The sequence below is a fragment of the Diaphorobacter sp. LI3 genome, from assembly GCF_022807955.1.
Classification (GTDB): Bacteria; Pseudomonadota; Gammaproteobacteria; order Burkholderiales; family Burkholderiaceae_C; genus Diaphorobacter; species Diaphorobacter nitroreducens.
The window spans coordinates 4,098,528-4,117,957 of sequence record NZ_CP094346.1; the positions used below are offsets into that span (position 1 = coordinate 4,098,528).

20 protein-coding genes are annotated in these 19,430 nt (G+C 70.5%); 13 read left to right on the forward strand and 7 right to left on the reverse strand.

Features of this window, described 5'->3' with window-relative positions:
* Positions 1–12: 12 nt before the first annotated feature.
* The 5 genes from MRB47_RS19100 (at position 13) to MRB47_RS19120 (ending at position 4,535) form a co-directional block, all read left to right on the forward strand.
* Entirely contained in the window at positions 13–444 is a 432-nt protein-coding gene (locus MRB47_RS19100) for a PepSY domain-containing protein (RefSeq protein ID WP_015914644.1), read from the forward strand.
* Positions 445–470: 26 nt separating this feature from the next.
* Positions 471–953, forward strand: coding sequence for a DUF2271 domain-containing protein (locus MRB47_RS19105; RefSeq protein ID WP_252101489.1), 483 nt, complete (start codon positions 471–473; stop codon positions 951–953).
* 14 nt (positions 954–967) lie between these two features.
* Complete coding sequence (locus MRB47_RS19110; RefSeq protein ID WP_252101490.1) at positions 968–3,148, forward strand: PepSY domain-containing protein; 2,181 nt, start codon at positions 968–970, stop codon at positions 3,146–3,148.
* Positions 3,129–4,112, forward strand: a complete 984-nt coding sequence (locus tag MRB47_RS19115) for an FAD:protein FMN transferase (RefSeq protein WP_252101491.1) — start codon at positions 3,129–3,131, stop codon at positions 4,110–4,112. Before MRB47_RS19110 ends, MRB47_RS19115 begins: the two co-directional genes overlap by 20 nt.
* Before the next feature lie 102 nt (positions 4,113–4,214).
* Positions 4,215–4,535, forward strand: a complete 321-nt coding sequence (locus MRB47_RS19120; protein ID WP_252101492.1) for a hypothetical protein — start codon at positions 4,215–4,217, stop codon at positions 4,533–4,535.
* A 36-nt stretch (positions 4,536–4,571) separates the two neighbouring features.
* Here the strand turns inward: MRB47_RS19120 and MRB47_RS19125 are convergent, their stop codons facing one another.
* Together MRB47_RS19125 and MRB47_RS19130 are read right to left on the reverse strand one after the other, a co-directional pair.
* Entirely contained in the window at positions 4,572–5,039 is a 468-nt protein-coding gene (locus MRB47_RS19125; protein ID WP_015914649.1) for a hypothetical protein, read from the reverse strand.
* Positions 5,040–5,113: 74 nt separating this feature from the next.
* A complete protein-coding gene (locus tag MRB47_RS19130) occupies positions 5,114–5,293 on the reverse strand; it encodes a hypothetical protein (protein WP_252101493.1) in 180 nt (59 codons plus the stop codon).
* Here MRB47_RS19130 and MRB47_RS19135 point away from each other — a divergent pair.
* The 5 genes from MRB47_RS19135 (at position 5,292) to MRB47_RS19155 (ending at position 10,342) form a co-directional block, all read left to right on the forward strand.
* Positions 5,292–5,900 (forward strand): DUF6448 family protein, encoded by a 609-nt coding sequence (locus MRB47_RS19135; RefSeq protein ID WP_015914650.1) that lies wholly within the window; start codon positions 5,292–5,294, stop codon positions 5,898–5,900. The two genes, MRB47_RS19130 and MRB47_RS19135, sit on opposite strands and share 2 nt — an antisense overlap.
* Positions 5,900–6,349 (forward strand): signal peptidase I, encoded by a 450-nt coding sequence (lepB, locus tag MRB47_RS19140; RefSeq protein WP_015914651.1) that lies wholly within the window; start codon positions 5,900–5,902, stop codon positions 6,347–6,349. The genes MRB47_RS19135 and lepB overlap by 1 nt, the downstream gene beginning before the upstream one ends.
* Positions 6,346–6,951, forward strand: coding sequence for a hypothetical protein (locus tag MRB47_RS19145; RefSeq protein ID WP_015914652.1), 606 nt, complete (start codon positions 6,346–6,348; stop codon positions 6,949–6,951). Before lepB ends, MRB47_RS19145 begins: the two co-directional genes overlap by 4 nt.
* Before the next feature lie 3 nt (positions 6,952–6,954).
* Positions 6,955–7,644 carry a Crp/Fnr family transcriptional regulator gene (locus MRB47_RS19150; RefSeq protein ID WP_015914653.1) on the forward strand — a complete coding sequence of 230 codons (690 nt, stop codon included), beginning with the start codon at positions 6,955–6,957 and terminating at the stop codon, positions 7,642–7,644.
* A 118-nt stretch (positions 7,645–7,762) separates the two neighbouring features.
* On the forward strand, positions 7,763–10,342 hold the full coding sequence (locus tag MRB47_RS19155; protein ID WP_252101494.1) for a cation-translocating P-type ATPase: 2,580 nt from the start codon (positions 7,763–7,765) through the stop codon (positions 10,340–10,342).
* Between the two features lie 46 nt (positions 10,343–10,388).
* On the opposite strand, the gene MRB47_RS19160 is transcribed toward MRB47_RS19155, so the two are convergent.
* The 5 genes from MRB47_RS19160 to MRB47_RS19180 all read right to left on the reverse strand — a co-directional run bounded on the left by MRB47_RS19160 (position 10,389) and on the right by MRB47_RS19180 (position 16,822).
* The gene (locus MRB47_RS19160) at positions 10,389–12,119 is read right to left on the reverse strand and encodes an FAD-dependent oxidoreductase (protein ID WP_252101495.1); all 1,731 of its coding nucleotides are present in this window, start codon (positions 12,117–12,119) and stop codon (positions 10,389–10,391) included.
* Positions 12,120–12,220: 101 nt separating this feature from the next.
* Entirely contained in the window at positions 12,221–13,753 is a 1,533-nt protein-coding gene (locus tag MRB47_RS19165; RefSeq protein WP_015914655.1) for a polyamine aminopropyltransferase, read from the reverse strand.
* A gap of 157 nt (positions 13,754–13,910) precedes the next feature.
* The gene (locus tag MRB47_RS19170) at positions 13,911–14,132 is read right to left on the reverse strand and encodes a DUF350 domain-containing protein (protein WP_015914656.1); all 222 of its coding nucleotides are present in this window, start codon (positions 14,130–14,132) and stop codon (positions 13,911–13,913) included.
* 49 nt (positions 14,133–14,181) lie between these two features.
* Entirely contained in the window at positions 14,182–15,678 is a 1,497-nt protein-coding gene (locus MRB47_RS19175; protein WP_252101496.1) for a DUF4178 domain-containing protein, read from the reverse strand.
* 82 nt (positions 15,679–15,760) lie between these two features.
* The gene (locus MRB47_RS19180) at positions 15,761–16,822 is read right to left on the reverse strand and encodes an SPFH domain-containing protein (protein WP_047349239.1); all 1,062 of its coding nucleotides are present in this window, start codon (positions 16,820–16,822) and stop codon (positions 15,761–15,763) included.
* Between the two features lie 159 nt (positions 16,823–16,981).
* On the opposite strand from MRB47_RS19180, the gene MRB47_RS19185 reads away from it, so the two are divergent.
* From MRB47_RS19185 to MRB47_RS19195, 3 genes are all read left to right on the forward strand, one after another.
* Positions 16,982–17,242: a DUF2061 domain-containing protein gene (locus tag MRB47_RS19185; protein ID WP_015914659.1), complete on the forward strand. Its 261-nt coding sequence runs from the start codon at positions 16,982–16,984 to the stop codon at positions 17,240–17,242.
* Between the two features lie 97 nt (positions 17,243–17,339).
* The gene (locus MRB47_RS19190) at positions 17,340–18,194 is read left to right on the forward strand and encodes a DUF6502 family protein (RefSeq protein ID WP_015914660.1); all 855 of its coding nucleotides are present in this window, start codon (positions 17,340–17,342) and stop codon (positions 18,192–18,194) included.
* A 2-nt stretch (positions 18,195–18,196) separates the two neighbouring features.
* A complete protein-coding gene (locus tag MRB47_RS19195) occupies positions 18,197–19,420 on the forward strand; it encodes a DUF5666 domain-containing protein (protein WP_015914661.1) in 1,224 nt (407 codons plus the stop codon).
* Positions 19,421–19,430 lie beyond the last annotated feature (10 nt).

Below are 19,430 nucleotides of genomic sequence, written 5' to 3' on the forward strand. Positions count from 1 at the left end.
AAGGAGCTTTCCATGAAATACCCGACCCCGTTGCTGGCCCTGTGCCTGGCCCTGGCAGCAGCCCCTGCGCTGGCGGACGATGACTGCGAGGCCCCCGTGCAGCACTGGCAGTCACGCGACGCCGTGATGCGGCACGCGGCCGCTCAGGGCTGGCAGGTGCAGCGCATCAAGATCGACGACGGCTGCTACGAAGTGCGCGGCCGCGACGCCCAGGGCCGCAGCTTCAAGGCCAAGCTGGACCCCCAGACGCTGCGCGTGGTGAAGATGAAGCTGCGCGGCGACGATGACGAAGGGCATGAGCGCGAGCGCGAACGCCGGCGCGACCGTGGCCCCGCCCAGGATGCCGCCCCATCTGCCGCCCCGTCCGCCGCGCCCGCACCGGCAGCCCCGGCCCACAGCCCCGTGCTGACCCCCGGCACCACGCCGCGCGGCCAGATCGAATAACCCCCCCTTTTTTCTGGAGACTTTCCATGTCCCACACCAAACCCCTGCTGACCACCCTGGCCGCCGCCTGCGCGCTGACCCTGCCCGCCTTGGCACACAGCCGCGAGGTCACGCTCTCGACCACCCTCAAGAACTACGGAGGCGACGGCGCCTACCTCGCCGTCTACCTCACCGACGCCAAGGGCGCCTACGCGGGCACACTGTGGGTGGCCGGCGGCAAGGCCAAGTACTACAAGCACTTGGCCGACTGGAACCGCCTGTCCGCCAAGGACGGCAAGCGCCTGCAGGGCGTGACCGGCGCCAGCGTGGGCGCGGGCCGCACCCTCAAGGTGACGGCCGACCTGGCAGACGCGCTGCTCGACGCGGGCTACGAGATCCGCATCGACGCCGCCGCCGAGGACATGCGCGACAGCCCCTCGGAGATCCGCGTACCCCTGTCCACCGCCCAGGCCGGCAAGCCGCAGGCGGGCAAGCAGTACATCCAGTCGTTCACCTACCAACTGAAATAAGCGAGGGGGCATCCATGGTTTGGCGGCAGATCCACCGCTGGTTGGGCCTGGTGGCCGGCGCGCTCGCGCTGGTGCTGGCCATTACGGGCACGCTGTTGGCCCTCGACCCGCTGCGCAACGCGTGGCAGGCGGCTTCCCCGGCGCAGGACCTGCCCGTGGCCACCCTCGTGCAGCGCGTACAGGCCAGCGTGCCCGGCGCGGAGGAAATCCGCCACCTGCCCTCGGGCGGCATCGTGGTGCATGCCTTTGACAACGGCCAGGCCCAGGCCCTGCGTGTGGACCCCGCGGACGGCCGCGTGCTGGGTGGCTACGAGCCCTCGCTGCTGCCACGCTGGGTGAAGAACCTGCACCGATCCCTGCTGCTGGGCGACGCCGGGCGCATGACCGCGGCCGTGGTGGCGCTCGCCATGCTGGTGCTCTCGGTCTCGGGGCTGGTGCTGCTGCTGCGCCGCATGGGCGGATGGCGGCAACTGGCCGGCTCGGTGCGCGGCACGCTGGCGCAGCGCCTGCACGTGCTGGCGGGGCGGGTCATCCTGTTGGTGCTGGCGGTGTCCGCCGCTGCCGCCCTGGTCATGAGCGCCGCCACCTTCGGCCTGCTGCCGCTGGATGCCGTGGCAGAGCCCGACGTGGCCTCCTCCGTACAGGGCAGCCAGGCCGCCCTGCGCGCCGACCAATTGCCCCTGCTGCAGGAGCTGCGCGTTCAGGACCTGCGCAAGCTCAATCTGCCGGCGGCCGACGATCCGCAAGACACCTGGCGCGTGACCACCGCGCAGGGCCAGGGCTGGGTAGACCGCTACAGTGGCCAGACCCTGGCCTGGCAGGACGCCACGGCGGCGCAGCGCGTACACGACTGGGCGTTGCTGCTGCACACCGGCGAAGGCGCGTGGGTCTGGGCGCTGGTGCTGGGCGCCATGGGAGCCAGCATCCCGCTGTTCTGGACCACGGGCGTGGTGTTGTGGTGGCAGGCGCGTCGCAACCGCCCCCGCATGGCCAACAACAGCCCGCTCGCGCAGGCCGACAGCCTGATCTTCGTGGCCAGCGAAGGCGGCACCACCTGGGGCTTTGCCCAGGCCCTGCATGCCGCACTGGTCGCCACGGGCCAGCGCGTGCACACCACGGCACTGGAGCACTGGCGCGTGCCACCGACCGCACGCCAGGTCTATGTGCTGGCGGCCACGTATGGCGACGGCCAGCCGCCGGCCCATGCGGCGCGCGCGCTGGACGCCATCACGCGCCAGCCCGTCACGGGAGCGCAAGTCACGGTACTGGGCTTTGGCGACCGGCAGTTCCCCGCCTTCTGCGCGTTTGCCGAGGCGCTGGAGCAGACGCTGCGCACGCAGGGCTGGCCCGCGCTGCTGCCGCTGGAGCGCATCCACCAGCAGTCCGCGCAGGAATTCGCCCGCTGGGGACGGGTCTTGTCGCAAGCACTGGGCCAGGCCTTGCAGATCGATTACCAGCCGCGCCTGCCGCGCACGGTGGCACTGACGCTCGCCGCGCGGCAGGACTTTCCGGGCGGCGCGGGCGAACCCGCGGCCATCCTGCGCTTTGCCCTGCCCGCCCGCGGCCTGCCCCGCTTCGCCGCGGGCGACCTGATCGGCATCGTCGCGCCCGGCCAGGCCGTGCCGCGCTACTACTCGCTGGCCAGCGGCACGCGCGACGGCTTCGTGGAAATCTGCGTGCGCCGCATGCCAGGCGGCGTGTGTTCCAGCCACCTGCATGCGCTGCAGGCGGGCGACAGTGTGCAGGCGTTCATCCGACCCAACCCGGGCTTCGTCCTGCCCGCGGGCCGCGCGCCAGTACTGCTGATCGGCGCGGGAACGGGCGTGGCGCCACTGGCAGGTTTCATACGCGACAACACGCGCCACCGCCCCATGCACCTGTACTACGGCGCGCGCCATCCCGAACGGGACTTCTACTTCGGCACCGAGCTCCCGTCCTGGCAGGCCGACGGCCGCCTGGCCGGGCTGCACACCACGTTCTCCCGTACACCGGGCGGTGGCTATGTGCAGGAAATCCTGCGCCGCGATGCCACGCAGGTGCTTGCACTGATCGCGCAGGGCGCCCTCGTGCGTGTGTGCGGCAGCCGCGCCATGGCCCAGGGCGTGGCACAGGTGCTGGATGCGCTGCTGGGCCCGCAGGGCCAGAGCCTGGCGCAACTGAAAGAGCAGGGACGCTATGCCGAAGACCTGTTCTGACCCGCGGCGGCTGGCGCTGCATGGCCCCACCATGGGCACGCGCTGGTCGGTTACCTGCGATGCGGCGCCGGACACCGATGTGCAGGCGCTGCAAACCGCGCTGGCCGCCGCCGTGCAACGGGTGGATGCGCAGATGTCGCCCTGGCTGCCGGGCAGCGATCTCAACCGCTTGAACCACGCCCCCGTGGGGGCCTGGGTCACGCTGCCCGCTGAAATCCTGGAGGTATTGGTCTGCGCGCTGGACGTCTGCCGCCTGAGTGCGGGCGCCTTCGACCCGGCCGCGGGTGCGCTGGTCGATGCCTGGGGCTTTGGAGCGGTGCGCGACGCTCCCGACGCCGAGGCGATCCGCACAGCCACCAGCGCGGCACCTGTCGCGCGCACCCCCACCTACGAGGCGCTAGAACTGGACAGCGGCATGCTGCGCGCCCGCAAGCACGCACCCGTGCACCTGGACCTGTGCGGGATCGCCAAGGGCTACGCCGTGGACCGCATGGCCGACGTGCTGCGGCAGAACGGCGTACCGCACGCCCTGGTGGCGCTGGACGGCGAGCTGCGCGCCGTGGGGGGCCAGGCCGATGGCCAACCCTGGGCCGTCGCGGTGGAAAGCCCCGAGACCGGCCGCCGCGCCGTGCACAGCGTGGTCGAACTGCAGGACCTGGCTGTGGCGACCTCGGGCGACTACCGGCACTATCTCCAGGTAGGCGCCGCGCGCTTGGCGCACACCATGGACACGCGCCGTGGCGCCCCCGTGCGCAACGAAGTCGCCTCTGTCACCGTGTTGGCACGCCAGTGCATGCACGCCGACGCCTGGGCCACCGCGCTGCTGGTGGCCGGCCCTGGCGAAGGGCTGGCGCTGGCCCAGCGCATGGGGTTGGAGGTGCTGTGGATGCTGAGGCGCGGCAACGGACTGGTCACGCTGGGGCTGGGCCGGTTCGGCTCGGGCGCACCGGCGAGCGGGGTATGAACGGCAGGTGAATCCAGCGTTCAGCACTGATTCACCGCCTCCCGCGCAGACTGCAGGCACAGTCACTTTCGGCTGCAATCACCAGGCACAAAGGAGTTCATCATGCGCACCACCTTCTCTCTCGCCGCGATCGGAATGCTGGTGGCCGCCCTCGGCGCCCCCGCATTTGCCGGGGACCGCGACCACCACCAGGACGCCCGCCACCCGCGTGAGCGCGCCATGGTGACGCGCTGCAACGACAACGCAGGCCAGGGCATGCAGACCATCCCCAACAACGCAAGCGCCCAGGAGCGCGCCCACGGGTGGCAGTATTTTTCGGACCCTGCCGCCTGCCGCGCCGTCGTCATCAGCCCCCAGGGCGACTACTACTTCAGCCGCGGCAGGGGCCTGCGCTGGGTGGCCGCGGCGCAGACGGAGGTCTGACGGGACGAGGCAAGGAGCTGGAACCCACGGGGCCGCTTATGCGCCGCCGGGCTCCACGCCTTTCCACGCCGCAGCCTGCAGGCTTTCGGGCAATTCATGCGCCAGCGCCTGGTGCTCGCGCTCATGGTGATGCTCCAGGACATGCCGCAGCGCATGCGCCGCATCCAGCAGCCCCAGCACCGCAGCGCGGCGGGCCTGCTCGCCCTGCGGCGGCTGCTGCGCCATTGCCCGCACCTTCAGCAGGTACTCGTCGGCCAGCAGCGCGATACGGTCGTGCTCCACCAGGTACACCCGCGCGGCCCAGCGGGCACCCGGCGGCACATGGGGCAGTAGCCGCGTATTTTCGATCTCGATGTGCTGGGCCAGGTCGGCGCGCCAGCGCTGCAGGCGCCGCAGCGCGCCCTCGAAATCCGCGCCCACGACATCCAGCAGATGGGCATGCAGCTGCGCCTCCAGGCGCTCATGCTGGTGTTCGAAAAATCCGGGGGAACTACTCACGTGCATAGATCGGAAAAGGCCACGACGACCGGCGCAGGGGTTATACACCGCAGCCCCGCTGCGCCGGCCTGGGCGAGCGCTCACAGGGCCTGGATCTTGATTTTTGCTAAGGAACCGGGAATTGGGTTGAACGCCCCGGCGGCCGGCGCTCTATCATGTAGAGCAGGCATATGGTCCCATGCCGGAGCCCATGAGATGGCCGGCATCAGCAACCCATGCGCCTGCGGTCGATTGGCCCATTTCTTGAAGGAGAAATTCATGCAACTCGCAGCATTCGTGCGCCACCTCGCTGACTCGCTCGCCCACTGGGCCGTCCGCCCCGCCTCGGCCCACTGCGACACCAACGATGGCCCCGCCGTCACCGATGGGCGCCGCGCGCTGGACTGCGGCAACGTCAACATCGCACTGAAGTGGGTGCGCCCCGAGGATGAGAACGAAGTCCGTACCGCCTTCGAGCGCGCCCGGCGGGTTCGCACCGCGGGCGGCGAAGCGGCAGTGTTGGCGGACCAGTGGTTCTTGGAGAACCTGGTGCGCATCCACCGCGCCGGTGAAGGCGCAGCCTACGACGGCATCAAGCCCGCTGGCACGGTGATCCCCGCACAGGTGCGCGCGGCCGACGAGGCGCTGGAGCGCGGGACGATCGAGCCGCTGCGCGGCCTCATCGACACGGCGCGCTGGGACGAACTGGAAAAGCGCTTCAACCACGCCCTCGCGCTCAAGCGCTTCGACACCAACGACCTGGTGGCCGCGCGCACCTACATGGATGCCTACGTCGCGTTCTTCAAATACGCCGAAGGACACGACCATGAACACCACCATGCACACGCCGGCCACGGGCACGCCGCCGGCGGCTGCGGGCACCATTGATGTTCTGGCTCACCCGGGTGCGATCGCACTCCATGGCGCCCACGCTGCCCGATGGCAGCCTGGCGCTGACGCGCCGCCTGGGGCGCACCACGCCCCTACGGCGGGGTGACATGGTGATCGTGCGCCTAGGCGAGCAGGGTCACGCGATGGTCAAGCGCATCATCGGCCTGCCAGGTGAAAAGGTAGCCCTGAAGGCTGGCGCTGTCCATATCGATGGCCGCGTGCTGCCAGAACCTTATGCCAGCCCTTCGGTGTTTACTGACAGCTACCGCGTGCTGCCGGACCACTATTTTCTGCTGGGGGACAATCGAGACGCCTCCAGCGACAGCCGCACCTGGCGCGACCCCTACGTGCCGCGCAAGGCCATCCTTGGGCGGATCGTGGCATGGCCTTGCGCGCGGCACCTGCAAGGACTCCAGCGAGGAATCACACACCCATGGCAACCATGAAAACTCCCGCCTATTACGACGCCGTGCCCTCCATCGTGATGGTGGATCCGCTGGCCCAGATACTCGGCTCTGCTGAAGATGGCCTGCTGGACTACCGCTACATCGACGCAGTCAAGCTGACCGGTCATTCCTGCCCCACGGTGGCCGGCGCCTGGCTCATGACTCGCGCCGCCCTGGCGCAGCTGTACCCCGGTGGCACGCCGCGGCGCGGCGACATCCGGGTAGAGCTGCGCCAGCCGCTGGACGAGGGCGTGACCGGCGTGGTTGCCAGCGTGGCCGCCCTGGTCACAGGCGCCGCCAACGCCGGCGGGTTCAAGGGCTTGGCCGGGCAGTTCGGCCGCAAGGACCTGCTGCAGTTTGCTGTCCCCATGGACGGAGACATCCGCTTTACGCGCACGGATACCGCGAAGTCCGTAGCGTGGGTGCGCCGGGGATTCCCGGCACCCCGCTCGGCCGCCCTGGCCCAGCTGATGCGCGACGCGCTGGCGCGCGGGGCCCCCGAAGACGCCCGGCGTGCCTTCGCGTCAGCCTGGAGCGCGTGGGTCGCCCAGTTGCTGCAGCCTGGCGGCGAATCAGAGTGGGTAGCAGTGGCGACCCGTTGAGCCATGGCGCGGCGCGAGATTCCCAGCGAAGTGCTCCTGGCGCGCCTGCCGCTGTTCCAGGCGCTGGATACCGCGACGCTGGCGCGCCTGGCGGCCGTTACGACGCGGCACCCCTTCAAACGCGGGGAGCCGGTGTTCCGCCGGGGCGACCCGGTGGAAGGCATGTATGTCGTGGTCTATGGCGAAATCAAGCTCTGGGGCCGCACACCCAAGGGCGCACCGCGCCTGACCGGCATGGCCGGTCCGGGGCAATGTTTCGGCGAGCCGGTGATGTTCCTGGAGCGTGCGGCGGTCGTGACCGCCGAGGCCGCCAGCGACGCGCTGCTGCTGCGCATTGCCCGCACGGCCATCTTCAACGAGCTGGACAGCAGCCCTTCGTTTGCACGCGCCATGATCGTGGGCCTGAGCCGGCGCGTGGAAGGCCTGGTGCAGGAGTTGGAACGGCAGGCACTGAGCAACGGCACCGAGCGGTTCGTGGCCTATCTGCTGCACCGCTGCGACGATCCGGGCGCCCCTTTTGAAACCACGCTCCCGGCCGCCAAGAACGCGATCGCCTCGCAACTGAACCTCACGCCCGAACACTTTTCGCGCATCCTGCAGGAGTTGCAGCAGGCCGGGCTGCTGCGGGTCACGGGGCGAAAGATCGCCGTGCCCCAACCCGATCGATTGATGGGTGCGTGGATGCGGGAGTGATCCCCGCGGGCTCTTTGCCCAGTGCCATACAGAGTCTGGCTATCCAAAGTTCACACCCATTTCCCCGGCGCAAGCACCTACACTGCCGCCATCCCTTGTACTTCTGGCGCGCTCTTGCATGGCAGAACAGTCCTCCTCACATCGCCACGGCCTGCAGGGCCTGAGCAGTGCCGAAGCCGCCGAACGCCTGGCACGCGACGGACCGAACCAGTTACCCGGCAACGCACCCAAGTCGACGTTCGCCATCGTGCGCGAGGTGCTCACCGAGCCCATGTTCCTCATGCTGCTGGCCGCGGGCGGCGTCTATCTGGCGCTGGGGGACAAGGGCGAGGCGCTGTTCCTGCTCAGCTTCGTCTTCGTGGTCATCGGCATCACGCTGGTGCAGGAGCGCCGCACGCAGCGCGCGCTGGAGTCGCTGCGCGACCTGTCCGCACCCCGCGCCCTCGTGCTGCGCGATGGAGTGCAGCTGCGCATTGCGGGACGGGATGTGGTGTGTGGCGACCTGCTGGTGCTGCGCGAAGGCGACCGGGTCGCCGGCGATGCCCAGTTGCTCAGCGGCCAGCTGGAGGTGGATGAATCCCTGCTCACAGGGGAATCCGTACCCGCCGCCAAGCACCCCTGCGCCAGCGAAAGCGCGTCCACCCTGCAGGCTGACACCGATAGCGACCGCGTGTTCGCCAGCACCGTGGTCACCCGCGGAACGGGCCTCGCGCGGGTGCATGCCACGGCGGGGCATACCGCCGTGGGACGCATCGGCACAGACCTGGCGACCACGCAGACGCCGTCCTCGCCGCTGCAGCAGCGCTCGCGCCGGCTGGTGCGCAGCCTGGGGCTGCTGGCCCTCGCGCTGGCAGGCGTCCAGGTGCTGCTGGGCTGGGGCTGGTCGGGCCGCCCGCTGCTGGACAGCCTGCTGTCGGGCATTGCCCTGGCCATGGCGCTGCTGCCCGAGGAAATCCCGGTGATCCTCACCGTGTTCCTGGCGCTGGGGGCATGGCGCATCTCCCAGCGGCAGGTGCTGACGCGGCGCATCACGGCCGTGGAGACCCTGGGCGCGGTCACCGTGCTGGCCGTGGACAAGACCGGCACCTTGACCATGAACCGCATGGCCGTGGCCGAGCTGGCCACACCCACGCTGCAATGGCGCGCCGAGGGCGCCCAAACGCTGCCCGAGGCGCTGCACCCGCTGGTCGAATGGGCCATGCTGGCCACGCCGGGCGATCCATTCGACCCGATGGAGAAGGCCATCCAGCACTTCGGCCATACCTGGCTGCAGGGGACCGAGCATGTGCACGACGGGCGCGAGCCCGAGTTCGCCTACGACCTGTCGGGCGAGATCCTGGCCATGACCCGCGTGTACGCCACCGGCGCGCCCCAACGGCACCTGCTGGCCACCAAGGGGGCGCCCGAGGCCGTGGCCGACCTGTGCCACCTGGACGCGGACCGGCGCGCTGCGCTGCGCCGGCAGGTGGAAGACCTGGCCGAGCGTGGCCTGCGCGTGCTCGGCGTGGCACGCGGGCAGTGGGCGGGGGCTGGCGCCTCGCCGGGCCAGCCACCGGCATGGCCCGGCAGCCAGCACGACTTCGACTTCGAATTTCTCGGCCTCGTGGCGCTGGCCGACCCGCCCCGGCCCGAGGTGCCCGAGGCCATCGCCCAATGCCGCAGCGCGGGCGTGCGCGTGGTGATGATGACGGGCGACCACCCGGCCACCGCCCGCGCCATCGCGCGGCAGGTGGGCCTGTCCGAGCGGCCCCAGGTGCTCACGGGCGATGAGCTGCAAGCGCTGGACGACGCCACGCTATGCGAGCGCCTGCGCCACACCGACCTGTGTGCGCGCCTCAAGCCCGCGCACAAGCTGCGCCTGGTGCAGGCCCTGCGCGCCGATGGTGCCGTGGTGGCCATGACCGGCGACGGCGTGAACGACGCCCCCGCGCTCAAGGCCGCCGACGTGGGTATCGCCATGGGCGAGCGCGGCACCGATGTGGCGCGCGAGGCCGCGGCCCTGGTGCTGCTGCAAGACAGCTTTGCGCACATCGTCGCCGCCATCCGCCAGGGGCGGCGCATCGACGACAACGTGCGCAAGGCCACACGCTTCGTCTTCGCCGTGCACGTGCCCATCGTCGCGCTGGCGCTGGTGCCCACCCTGCTGCACTGGCCCGCGCTGCTGCTGCCGGTGCACATCGTGCTGCTGGAGCTGCTCATCGACCCGGCCTGCTCCGTCGTCTTCGAGGCCGAGCCCGAGCAGGCGGACACCATGCAACGCCCTGCCCGCCCGGTGCAGGACTCGCCCTTTGCCCTGCGTGCGCTGCTGTGGCCCCTGGCACAAGGCCTGGGCGTGGCCGCGCTGCTGCTGGCGGCGCAAGCCTGGCTGCATGCCCAGGGCTGGGAGGCCGCCCAGGGCCGCGCCGTGGTGCTGGGGACGCTGCTGGTGTGCGTGCTGCTGCTCATCCAGGCGCAGCGTGACCCGACGCGGCCGCTGCTGGTGCTTCAGGCGCGCGCCAACCGCTGGCTGGCACCCATGGCGGCGGCCGTGGGGCTGCTGCTGGCGGCGACCCTGGGCATTCCGGCGCTGCGCGACCTGATGGGTCTGGCCTCCGCAGGCCTTGCAGCCTGGGGCGCCGGCGCAGGGGTGCTGGTCTTGAGCGTGGTCTGGCTGGAAGGGCTGCGGCGGATCGCCCGCCACAAAGAGAACGCCCGCTGAGGCGCGCGTGCGCAAAGCAACGGTGGCTCAGCGCTCCGTGCTTTGCCTACCAGCGCACCGCCAGCCCCGCCGCATGGCCGCGCGTAAAGGCTTCTTCGAACACCGAGTAGCCCGACCAGTCGGCGTGCGCGAACAGCAGGCGCTGCGTGCCTGGCGTGGGCGGCACGGGAACACGCTCTCCATTTAATAGCTGGTAGCGCTTGCCAGACAAGCGTGAGAGGCCGATTTGGCTTAAGAATGCCTGCGTGCCCGGTACGGGGATGGACATGGCATGGCCGTAGCGTGTGATCTCCATGCGCGTGGCGCGCTCGGGCAGGTCCGGGTGGGGCACGGCCAGGGCCGCCAGGATGGCGCTGCGCCAGTGCGTCCAGGGTTGCTCTGCCAGCTGCTGGCGGGCGCCCGGCACGTCGCCCAGCGCCTGGTAGTAGGTAAGCACCGTGGGGCCGCTGGCGGCGGCGCGCGGGTCCAGGCGCTGGTGGCCGGCATGCACGTAACCCAGCCCGCCGGGCACGGGGTCGGCGTAGAGCACGTTGTCCCACGCGGGCGCGGCGCCCTCGCGGTCGGCCAGCGGCGCGCTCACATGGATATTGGCCACCAGCCACGGCGCCCACTGCAGGCGGCGCGCGGCCTGGGCAAGGAAGTCCGGCGCAGGCTGCACCACGCGCGCGGCGACGTACACCGGCAGCGCCACGATGCAGCGGCGCGCCTGCCAGCGCTCGATGCTGTCGGTGGCATGCAGGTACACATCCACCTCCACGCCGCGGCGCGTCTCGGCGATGCGCAGCACGCTGGCACCGGTGCGCAGCTGACCGCCCTGCACCAGCGGCGCGGCCAGGCGCTGGGTGAGCCAGCCGTTGCCCTCGGGCCAGGTGAGCACGCCCTCGCGCTCATCGCCGGCATCGGCCTCCAGGCCCGGGGCATGGAAGCCGTGGCGGCTGGCGAAATAGTGGATGCCCGCCCAGGCCGAGACGCGCGCCGTGCCGGCGCCATAGTCGTCGCGGCAGCAGTAGTCCAGGTACCAGCGCAGGTGGGCGTCGTCCAGGCCCTGCTGCGCCAGCCACGCATCGAAAGTCATAGCATCCAGCGCTTGATGGGCGGGCGCCAACGGCTTATTGGGCGCCCAACTCTTGAGCACCGGCATAGTGAAGCGCACGCCGCGCGAAAGCGCGGCCACCTGCTCGGCAAAGCGCCGGTACTGCGCCAGCGTGGACTCCCCCACCCCGGCGACGGGCAGCAGGCCCTCCTGCCAGTGGCCCTGGAAGTAGAGGCGCTCCTGCGGGCTGTGACTCAGGTGGCGTTCGTCATACCGCCAGCGGCCGGCCACGCGCTGGCGCAGGCCCAGCTCTTCCAGCAGGTCCTGCACCTCACGCGCATGCTCGCCGGGCACGGGCAGGTAATGCGCGCCCAGCGGGCAGGCAATGCCGTTCACGCTGCCGGCGCGGCTGTTGCCGCCGGGCTGGTCCTCCATCTCCAGGCACTGGAAATCATCCACACCCGCCAAGCGCAGCGCGCGTGCGGCCGCCAGCCCGGCCACGCCGCCACCGGCGATCACCACCTGGGTGCGGCGCACGATGTCGGGCGTGTAGGGCGCGCCCTCGGCCAGCCGGTCGCGCAGCGCATGGCCGCGCGCCATGTCGATGCCGGTGTAACCGCCCAGCACGTCGGCCGGCGCAGGCTTGTCGCAGCCGGACAGGCCGAGCCCCGCGGCCAGGGCGGCGCCGGCCTGCAGCAACTGGCGCCGGCGGGGAGAGAAAGGAGTGTGGGCGGGGTGGGACATGGGCCGCCCACTGTACGGCATCGGCCCCGGCCGGGCTCGTCAGACACCGCCGGCAGGGGCAGGGGCGGGGGCGGGGTCGTCCCGCAGCATCGGCCCAGGGATCAGTGGGCGACCTGGCCCCACTCCTGTTCGTAGGTATGCACCAGCACTTGGTTGGACAGGCGGTTGACCTCGGCGGGCACGCGCGCCATGTCCCGCGGGAAGTCGAACAGCAGGGGCAGCGCGGCCGCGTCCAGGAAGCGCAGCCCCGCGGGCAGCTCGGCCGGCACGCGCCAGGGGCGGCGGCTGGCGATGACGAAGCCCCATTCGCCAAAGCTCGGCACATGCGCGTGGTAGGGCCGCGCCTGCAGGCCCACGGACTCGATGGTCGTGACCACCGTCCAGAAGCTTCTGCGCGCCACCAGCGGCGAGGTCGTCTGCACCACCGCGTAGCCGCTGGCGGCCAGGCGCTGGTCTAGCAGGGCGTAGAAGCTGTTGGTGTAGAGCTTGCCGATGGCGAAGTTGGTGGGGTCGGGAAAGTCCACCACGATCACGTCATAGGTGTCATCTCCCTGTTGCAGCCACTGGAAGGCATCGGTGTTGACGATGGTGAGCTTGCGTGACGCCAGCGCATCGCCGTTCAGCTGCCGCAGCGTGGGGTGGCTGCCGAAGAGCTGCGTCATCGCCGGGTCCAGCTCGACCAGCGTGACCGATTCCACCGAGGGGTACTTGAGCACCTCGCGCACGGCCATGCCGTCGCCGCCGCCCAGCACGGCCACGCGCTTCGGATGACCGTGCGCGGCCATCACGGGGTGCACCAGGGCCTCGTGGTAGCGGTATTCGTCGCGCTCGGCGAACTGCAGGTTGCCGTTCAGGTACAGGCGATGCCCCGCGCGCCCGTGCGTGACCACGATGCGCTGGTAGGGCGAGGCGCTACTGAGCACGATGCGGTCCTGGTAGAACTTGTCCTCGGCGAAGCGGGTGATGTGCTCGGCCCCCAGCAGCCCCGCCAGCAGGGCCGCCAGCACCAGCGCACAGGCCAGCGCGTGCGCGCCAAAGCGCCGCAGCTCATGCCGGAACAGCCACAGCGCCCACACGGCCACGGCCGCGTTCATGAAGCCGAACAGCAGCCCCGTGCGCACCAGCCCCAGTTGCGGCACCAGCAGCAGCGGAAACGCCATCGACACCGCCAGCGCGCCCAGGTAGTCGAAGGTGAGCACCTGGCTCACCAGGTCCTTGAGCTGCACGTTGCGCTTCAGGATGCGCATGACCAGCGGAATCTCCAAGCCCACCAGCGTGCCCACCAGCAGCACCATGCCGTACAGCAGCACGCGGAACGCGCTGGGCACATAGGCATTGGCCAGGAACAGCACAGCCGGCAGAGCACCCCCGATGAGCGCCACCAGCAGCTCGATGCGCAGGAAATGCGCGGGCAGCTGCCGTTCGAAGTAGCGCGACAGCCACGAGCCCACGCCCATGGCGAACAGATAGGTGCCGATGACGGTGGAGAACTGCAGCACCGAGTCGCCCAGCACATACGACGCCAGCGCCCCGGCCGCCAGCTCGTACAGCAGCCCGCAAGCGGCGATCACGAACACGCTGGCCAGCAGGGCGACGTCGATGGGGCGCGGGGCGGAGGTGCTGGTGTCCTTCATGGGAGTGCGCGAGCCGTGGGCGTGACCGACGCCAGCAGACGCCGCGCGAGGGCCTGGGCCGGCTGCGCCGCCCCGCCGCGCTGGCGTCGTCCCCCTGCCCGTATCGCGCAGCGATGCGAGAGCGGGGGGAAGCGGCGCAACCGCTCAAGGGGGTGTTTCAATGGATCGCCGCCGCCACGATGATGCTAATGCCCAGGCACATGGCGGCCACCACCATCGCCAGGGCGCGGTTCTGCTTTTCCACGATCTCGGCCCACAGGTCGGTGGGCGTGATCTTGTCGATCAGCCAGAAGCACAGCCAGAAGATGACCACGCCGATCAGCGCGTAGAGGATGGACCCGAGGAAGGCCGCGGGCCGAAGCCATTCGATTCCCATCATGGCGTTTGCTCCTTGGAAGGGTTGAGAGAAGAAGGTGTCACAAAAGTCGTCACTTGTGGCCGCCGCCCGTGCTGTAGCCACCGAACGAGCCGCCCGAGCTGCGGTAGTACCCGCCTGAAGAGCCCGAGCAGTTGCTCATGAGCACCAGCAGAATGATCAGCACGATGAGGATCACGATCACCGTGCCGCAGCCGATGCCAGAGCCCGCGGCAACGGGCCCCGCGTCCTGGCGGCGGAAAAGCGCCGCCTTGTCGCCCAGCTTGAAGGCCTGGGCGACGGCGCTGGAGTCCATGCGCTGGCCGTGCGACCAGGTGACCTCGCTGCGCGACTGCTCGCGCGACAGCAGGCCCTTGCCGTTCACGGCGGCAAAGTCGCTGTTGCTGGTCTTTTGGCCGCGCTCCACGGGCCAGTAGAACTCGCCCGCCACATAGTTGGTCTCGGCCTGGTAGGTGGAGGTCAGGCGGTACTGCGTGCCCAGGTAGGTGGCGGTGGGCGCGCCCGGCTTGTGCTGCGGCGCGCCAGTGGCGGGGCGCACCAGGCTCCAGCCATCGCTGGCGTCCACCAGGAACAGGAAGCCCCGCTGGCGGTGGTACAGCAGGTATTCCTCCCAGCCGAAGTGCTCGTCATCCCCGGGCTCCACGCCCGTGCGGTGCTGAAAGCCCACCACCTGCCATGGCGCGCCCTCGAACTGGCCCACGCTGCCCAGCGGGATCAGCGGCTGCACCGGTTCGTACTGTGCGGCGTGGCGCAGCTCGCCACCCAAACCCGCGCTCAAGTCGATCAGGCTGTGGCACGACGGGCAGGTACAGCTTTTGGTGCTGGACAGCTGCACCTGCACCGGCGCGCCGCAATGGGGGCAACTGAACTGGCGGCCCTTTTCCTCCTTGGCGGACTCGTCCTTCAGGCCCTGGAACTGCAGATCCTCCAGCCGCACCGCCCGGCCGCGCTGCACCTGGGGCGGCTGGGTGCCGTAGTCGATGGAGAGCACCTCGCCGTCGGCCGAGCGCAGCTCCACCACCTGGAACGGCGTGCCCAGCGGCGGCAGCTTCGGCACCTCGCCCTCGGCCGCGACGAGTTGTACGCGCACATTGGCCGCCACGCTGAACGGCTGGCCGGCCACGGCCGTGGTCATGCCGACGCGAAAGCGCTCGGCTTCGGGCAATTCCCGCCCCAGCGTGGCCGGGCGGGTGAAGACATAGGCGCCGTTGTCCTCGCTGAGCGTGGCGGTGCTGCCGTCCTGCAGGAAGGCAACCCACTCGGTCCAGCGGCCTTCCTCGCCCTGGTATTGCAGGCGGCCGATCAGCGTGAAAGGCAGCGTCTGGCCGTCCAGCGCGATGCGTCCGCTGGCCATGAGCTGCAGCGGGCTGTGGTCGTCGAAGACCTCGGCCATGCGGCCCAGGCGCTGCAGCACCTCGCCGCTGCGCACCACGGTGCTGTGGCAGTAGGCGCAGATGGCATGGGTGGATTGCGCGCTCTTGAATTCGACCGGCGCGCCGCAGCCCGGGCAGGGCGCGCGGTAGGTCCGCTGGGTGCCGCTGTCGGCCATGCGTCGTGGATCTAAGGTGTTTTTGGCCTCCAGCGCTTGTGTGGCAAGCGCTGGCAGCTACTAAAAAGAGAGTGTACGCGCGTCAGATGAGCTTCTTCAGCAGCTCCGCCTTCTTCGCGTCGAACTCCTCCTGCGTGAGGATGCCCTTGGACTTGAGCTCGCCCAGCTTCTCCAGCGTGGCCATCACTTCCTCGGGCCGCACACCCACCGGCGCGGCGGCAGGCGCGGCCTGCGGGGCCGATGGCGCAGCGCCGCCCTGCAGGCCCTGTTGCAGGTTCTGCGCCAGCACCTGGCCCAGCGCCACGCCGGCGCCCAGGCCCATGGCGTCGCCCGCCACGCTGCCGCCACCGTTTCCACCACCCGCCGCGCCTTCGGCGAACTTCGGGATCGCCTGCGCCGTCTGGTACTGCATGAACTTGCCCATGTCGTTGCCGACCATGCCCATGCCGATCTTCTGGTCGAGGATCTTCTGCAGCTCTTCGGGCAGCGAGACGTTCTGCACCGTCATCGATTCGAGCTTCAGGCCTATCTTGGCGAACGCGGGCTGCAGTTCGTGCGCCAGCGCGTCGGCAAACATCACCTGGTTGGCCGCGAGGTCGAGGAACGGCAGGCCGCTGCCCGCGATGGCGTTGCTGATGTTCTGCAGCACCAGGCCGCGCAGCTGGCCCTCCAGGTCCGCCGAGGAGTAGGACTCGCGCGTGCCCGAGATCTCGGTGTGGAACAGCTTCGGGTCCGCGATGCGGTACGCATAGTTGCCGAAGGCGCGCAGGCGCACGGCGCCGAAATCCTTGTCGCGGATGGTGATGGGCTGGGGCGTGCCCCACTTCTGGTCCACCTGCTGGCGCGTGCTGAAGAAGTACACGTCGCTCTTGAACGGCGACTGGAACAGCTTGTCCCAGTTCTTCAGGTAGGTCAGCACCGGCAGTGTCTGCGTGGTCAGCTTGTAGGTGCCGGGGCCGAACACGTCGGCCACCTGGCCTTCGTTGACGAACACGGCCATCTGCGACTCGCGCACCACCAGCGTGCCGCCGTTCTGGATTTCCATCCCCTCCATCGGGAAGCGCCAGGCCAGCGTGCCATCGCCGTCCTCGGTCCACTGGAGGATGTCGATGAACTGCTTCTTGATGAAGTCCATGAGGGCCATGCGGTGCTCCCGTTCGGGTCGGTTGAGAGGTTGAAAAAAGAGAGCGGCCATCATATCCGCGGCGATTCGACAGTTTCTATCTGCAACTTAGCCAGGAACAATTGGCCAAACCAAATGCGAATGACTAGCATTCTCCACATGCCGCTACAGGAGAGCACCATGTCCCGCATCCGCATCGCCGCCCGCCATAACCTGCCCACGCTGGCCAAGACCGGCAGCTATTACGTGATCCACATCTGCGTGGCCGCCCTGGTGGCGTATGCCGTCACGGGCAATCTGATTGCGTCGCTCACCCTCAGCCTGCTGGAGCCCACGGTGCAGGCTGTGGCTTTCTTCTTCCACGAGAAGGCGTGGGAGCGCGCGCTGCGCAGGCGCAGCGACGCAGCGCATCCGCGGGCGGAGCCCGTGCCCGTGCCGTAGCCGGCCCGCGCACGGTGCAAATGTGCATTTTGCACATTTGCACTAGAATCCGGGACATCGATGGTTTTGCCGGGCCGCAGGCCCGCCCTGTCACACCATGTCCCACACCCCGGATCAGACCGCCCTGCTCTCCGCCTTCGGGCAGCTCCTGCGGCCGCTGGCGCGGCTGGCCCTCTCGCGCGGACTGCCCTATCCCGCACTGGACGAACTGCTGCAGGCCGCCCTGGTCGAAGAAGCGCGCCGCCTGCATGCCGACGCGCCCGCGCACGGCCTGGTGAGCCGCGTGAGCACCGCCACCGGCCTGAGCCGGCGCGAGGCCGGCCGGCTCCTGCAGGCCCGCGCCGCCGACGGCGCCGAGGCCGGGCCCGCGCCCCGGCGCTGGCTGGCCGGCGAGGTCTTCGCGCGCTGGATGACCGACCCCGCCTGCTGCCACGGCGGCCAGCCCCGCCGCCTGCCGCGCCAGGGCGCCGCCCCCAGCTTCGAGGCGCTGGCCCAGTCCGTGACCCGCGACGTGCACCCGCGCACCCTGCTCGACGAGCTGTGCCGCCTGGGCCTGGCCGAATGGGACGCCGCGGACGACACCGTGGCCCTGCAGCGCAACGCCTTCGTGCCCTGCGCCGACTTCACGCGCATGCTGGCCCTGCTGGCCGACAACGTGGGCGACCACCTGCATGCGGCCGTGGACAACGTGCTCGGCGGCAGCGGCGACGCGCACTTCGAGCAGGCCGTCTACGCCGACGAGCTGTCGCAGGAATCGGTGCGCGCCCTGCGTCCGGTGATCGCCGCGCAGTGGGCCGAGCTGTTCGGCCGCCTCGTGCCCCTGCTGGAGCGGCACATCGCCGACGACAAGGCCGCCGCCCGGCCGCAGGACCAGCGCGTGCGCATCGGCTTCTATTCCTACGCCGAACCCATGGCGCAGCCCCCCATCCATCAACCCCCTCACGGAGCATGACCATGCAACCTACCTCCCCCGCCACGTCCCCCACCCGCCGCCGCCTGCTCGCCGGTGGCGCCGCATCGGCCGCGCTGGCCCTGTTCGGCTGCGGAGGGGGCGGCGGCGACAGCATGGCCGGCGTGGGCAGCGGCGGCACCGGCTCGTTCGCCAGCGGGCCGATCCACGGCTTCGGCTCCATCATCGTGGGCGGCGTGCGCTACGACGAGAGCGCCGCCCGCATCGCCACCGACGCGGGCGCCGCCGCCAGCAGCGCCGACCTGCGCCTGGGCATGGTGGTCGAGGTGAACGGCGGCGACATCGCCACCGACCCCGCCACCGGCCAGCGCCGCGCCGTGGCCAGCACCATCGGCGTGCGCAGCGAGATCGAAGGCCCCATCAGCGCCATCGACCCCGCCGCCGGCACCCTCGCCGTGCTGGGCCAGCAGGTGCGCGTCACCCCCGCCACCGTGTTCGACGACGACCTGCGCGGCGGCCTCGCCAGCCTGCGCGTGGGGCAGATGGTGGAGATCTACGGCCTGATGAACGCCGCGGGCCAGTACACCGCCACCCGCATCGACGACGAGGACGATGCCCGCCGCTACAAGCTGCGCGGCCCGGTGAGCGGCCTGGACACCGCCGCGCGCACCTTCCGCATCGGCGCCGCCGTCATCTCCTACGCGGGCCTGGGTACGCCGCCGGCGGGCCTTGCCAACGGCCAGTACGCCCGCGTGGAACTGCACACCGTGCCCGATGCCGCCGGCGTCTGGGCCGCCACCCGCCTGCAGGCCACGCCCACCAGCGCGGGCAGCCTGCCCGCCACGGGCCGCGTGAACGCCGAGCTGGAGGGCTACATCACCGCGTTCACGAGCAGCGCGCGCTTCGCCGTGAACGGCGTGGACGTGGACGCCAGCGGCGCGACCCGCCTGCCCGCGGGCCTGGCGCTGGGCCGGCGCGTGGAGGTCGAGGGCGTGCTCGAAGGCGGCGTGCTCATCGCGCGCGAGGTAGAGCTGGAGGACGACGACGGCGAGAGCGACGGCATCGAGATCGAGGGCCGCATCGCCAGCGTGGCCCCTGCCGCGAACACCTTCGTGCTGCGCGGCGTGACGGTCGGCTACGACGCAGCCACGCGCTTCGAGGGCGGCACGCCCGCCCAGCTCGCCGTGGGCGTGAAGGTGGAGGTCAAGGGCCGGCTCTCGCCCGACGGCGCGACGCTGCTGGCCTCCGAGGTGAAGTTCGACGACTGAGCCGGTGCGA

Excerpts from the sequence above, each read along its gene's own strand:
- MRB47_RS19165 (WP_015914655.1), bottom strand. The coding sequence starts at position 13,753 with ATGAAGGACACCAGCACCTCCGCCCCGCGCCCCATCGACGTCGCCCTG.
- MRB47_RS19125 (WP_015914649.1), bottom strand. The coding sequence starts at position 5,039 with ATGCACGTGAGTAGTTCCCCCGGATTTTTCGAACACCAGCATGAGCGC.
- MRB47_RS19120 (WP_252101492.1), top strand. The coding sequence starts at position 4,215 with ATGCGCACCACCTTCTCTCTCGCCGCGATCGGAATGCTGGTGGCCGCC.
- MRB47_RS19145 (WP_015914652.1), top strand. The coding sequence starts at position 6,346 with ATGAAAACTCCCGCCTATTACGACGCCGTGCCCTCCATCGTGATGGTG.
- MRB47_RS19150 (WP_015914653.1), top strand. The coding sequence starts at position 6,955 with ATGGCGCGGCGCGAGATTCCCAGCGAAGTGCTCCTGGCGCGCCTGCCG.
- MRB47_RS19160 (WP_252101495.1), bottom strand. The coding sequence starts at position 12,119 with ATGTCCCACCCCGCCCACACTCCTTTCTCTCCCCGCCGGCGCCAGTTG.
- MRB47_RS19130 (WP_252101493.1), bottom strand. The coding sequence starts at position 5,293 with ATGAATTTCTCCTTCAAGAAATGGGCCAATCGACCGCAGGCGCATGGG.
- lepB (WP_015914651.1), top strand. The coding sequence starts at position 5,900 with ATGTTCTGGCTCACCCGGGTGCGATCGCACTCCATGGCGCCCACGCTG.
- MRB47_RS19170 (WP_015914656.1), bottom strand. The coding sequence starts at position 14,132 with ATGATGGGAATCGAATGGCTTCGGCCCGCGGCCTTCCTCGGGTCCATC.
- MRB47_RS19110 (WP_252101490.1), top strand. The coding sequence starts at position 968 with ATGGTTTGGCGGCAGATCCACCGCTGGTTGGGCCTGGTGGCCGGCGCG.
- MRB47_RS19180 (WP_047349239.1), bottom strand. The coding sequence starts at position 16,822 with ATGGCCCTCATGGACTTCATCAAGAAGCAGTTCATCGACATCCTCCAG.
- MRB47_RS19105 (WP_252101489.1), top strand. The coding sequence starts at position 471 with ATGTCCCACACCAAACCCCTGCTGACCACCCTGGCCGCCGCCTGCGCG.
- MRB47_RS19195 (WP_015914661.1), top strand. The coding sequence starts at position 18,197 with ATGCAACCTACCTCCCCCGCCACGTCCCCCACCCGCCGCCGCCTGCTC.
- MRB47_RS19100 (WP_015914644.1), top strand. The coding sequence starts at position 13 with ATGAAATACCCGACCCCGTTGCTGGCCCTGTGCCTGGCCCTGGCAGCA.
- MRB47_RS19190 (WP_015914660.1), top strand. The coding sequence starts at position 17,340 with ATGTCCCACACCCCGGATCAGACCGCCCTGCTCTCCGCCTTCGGGCAG.
- MRB47_RS19155 (WP_252101494.1), top strand. The coding sequence starts at position 7,763 with ATGGCAGAACAGTCCTCCTCACATCGCCACGGCCTGCAGGGCCTGAGC.
- MRB47_RS19175 (WP_252101496.1), bottom strand. The coding sequence starts at position 15,678 with ATGGCCGACAGCGGCACCCAGCGGACCTACCGCGCGCCCTGCCCGGGC.
- MRB47_RS19135 (WP_015914650.1), top strand. The coding sequence starts at position 5,292 with ATGCAACTCGCAGCATTCGTGCGCCACCTCGCTGACTCGCTCGCCCAC.
- MRB47_RS19115 (WP_252101491.1), top strand. The coding sequence starts at position 3,129 with ATGCCGAAGACCTGTTCTGACCCGCGGCGGCTGGCGCTGCATGGCCCC.
- MRB47_RS19185 (WP_015914659.1), top strand. The coding sequence starts at position 16,982 with ATGTCCCGCATCCGCATCGCCGCCCGCCATAACCTGCCCACGCTGGCC.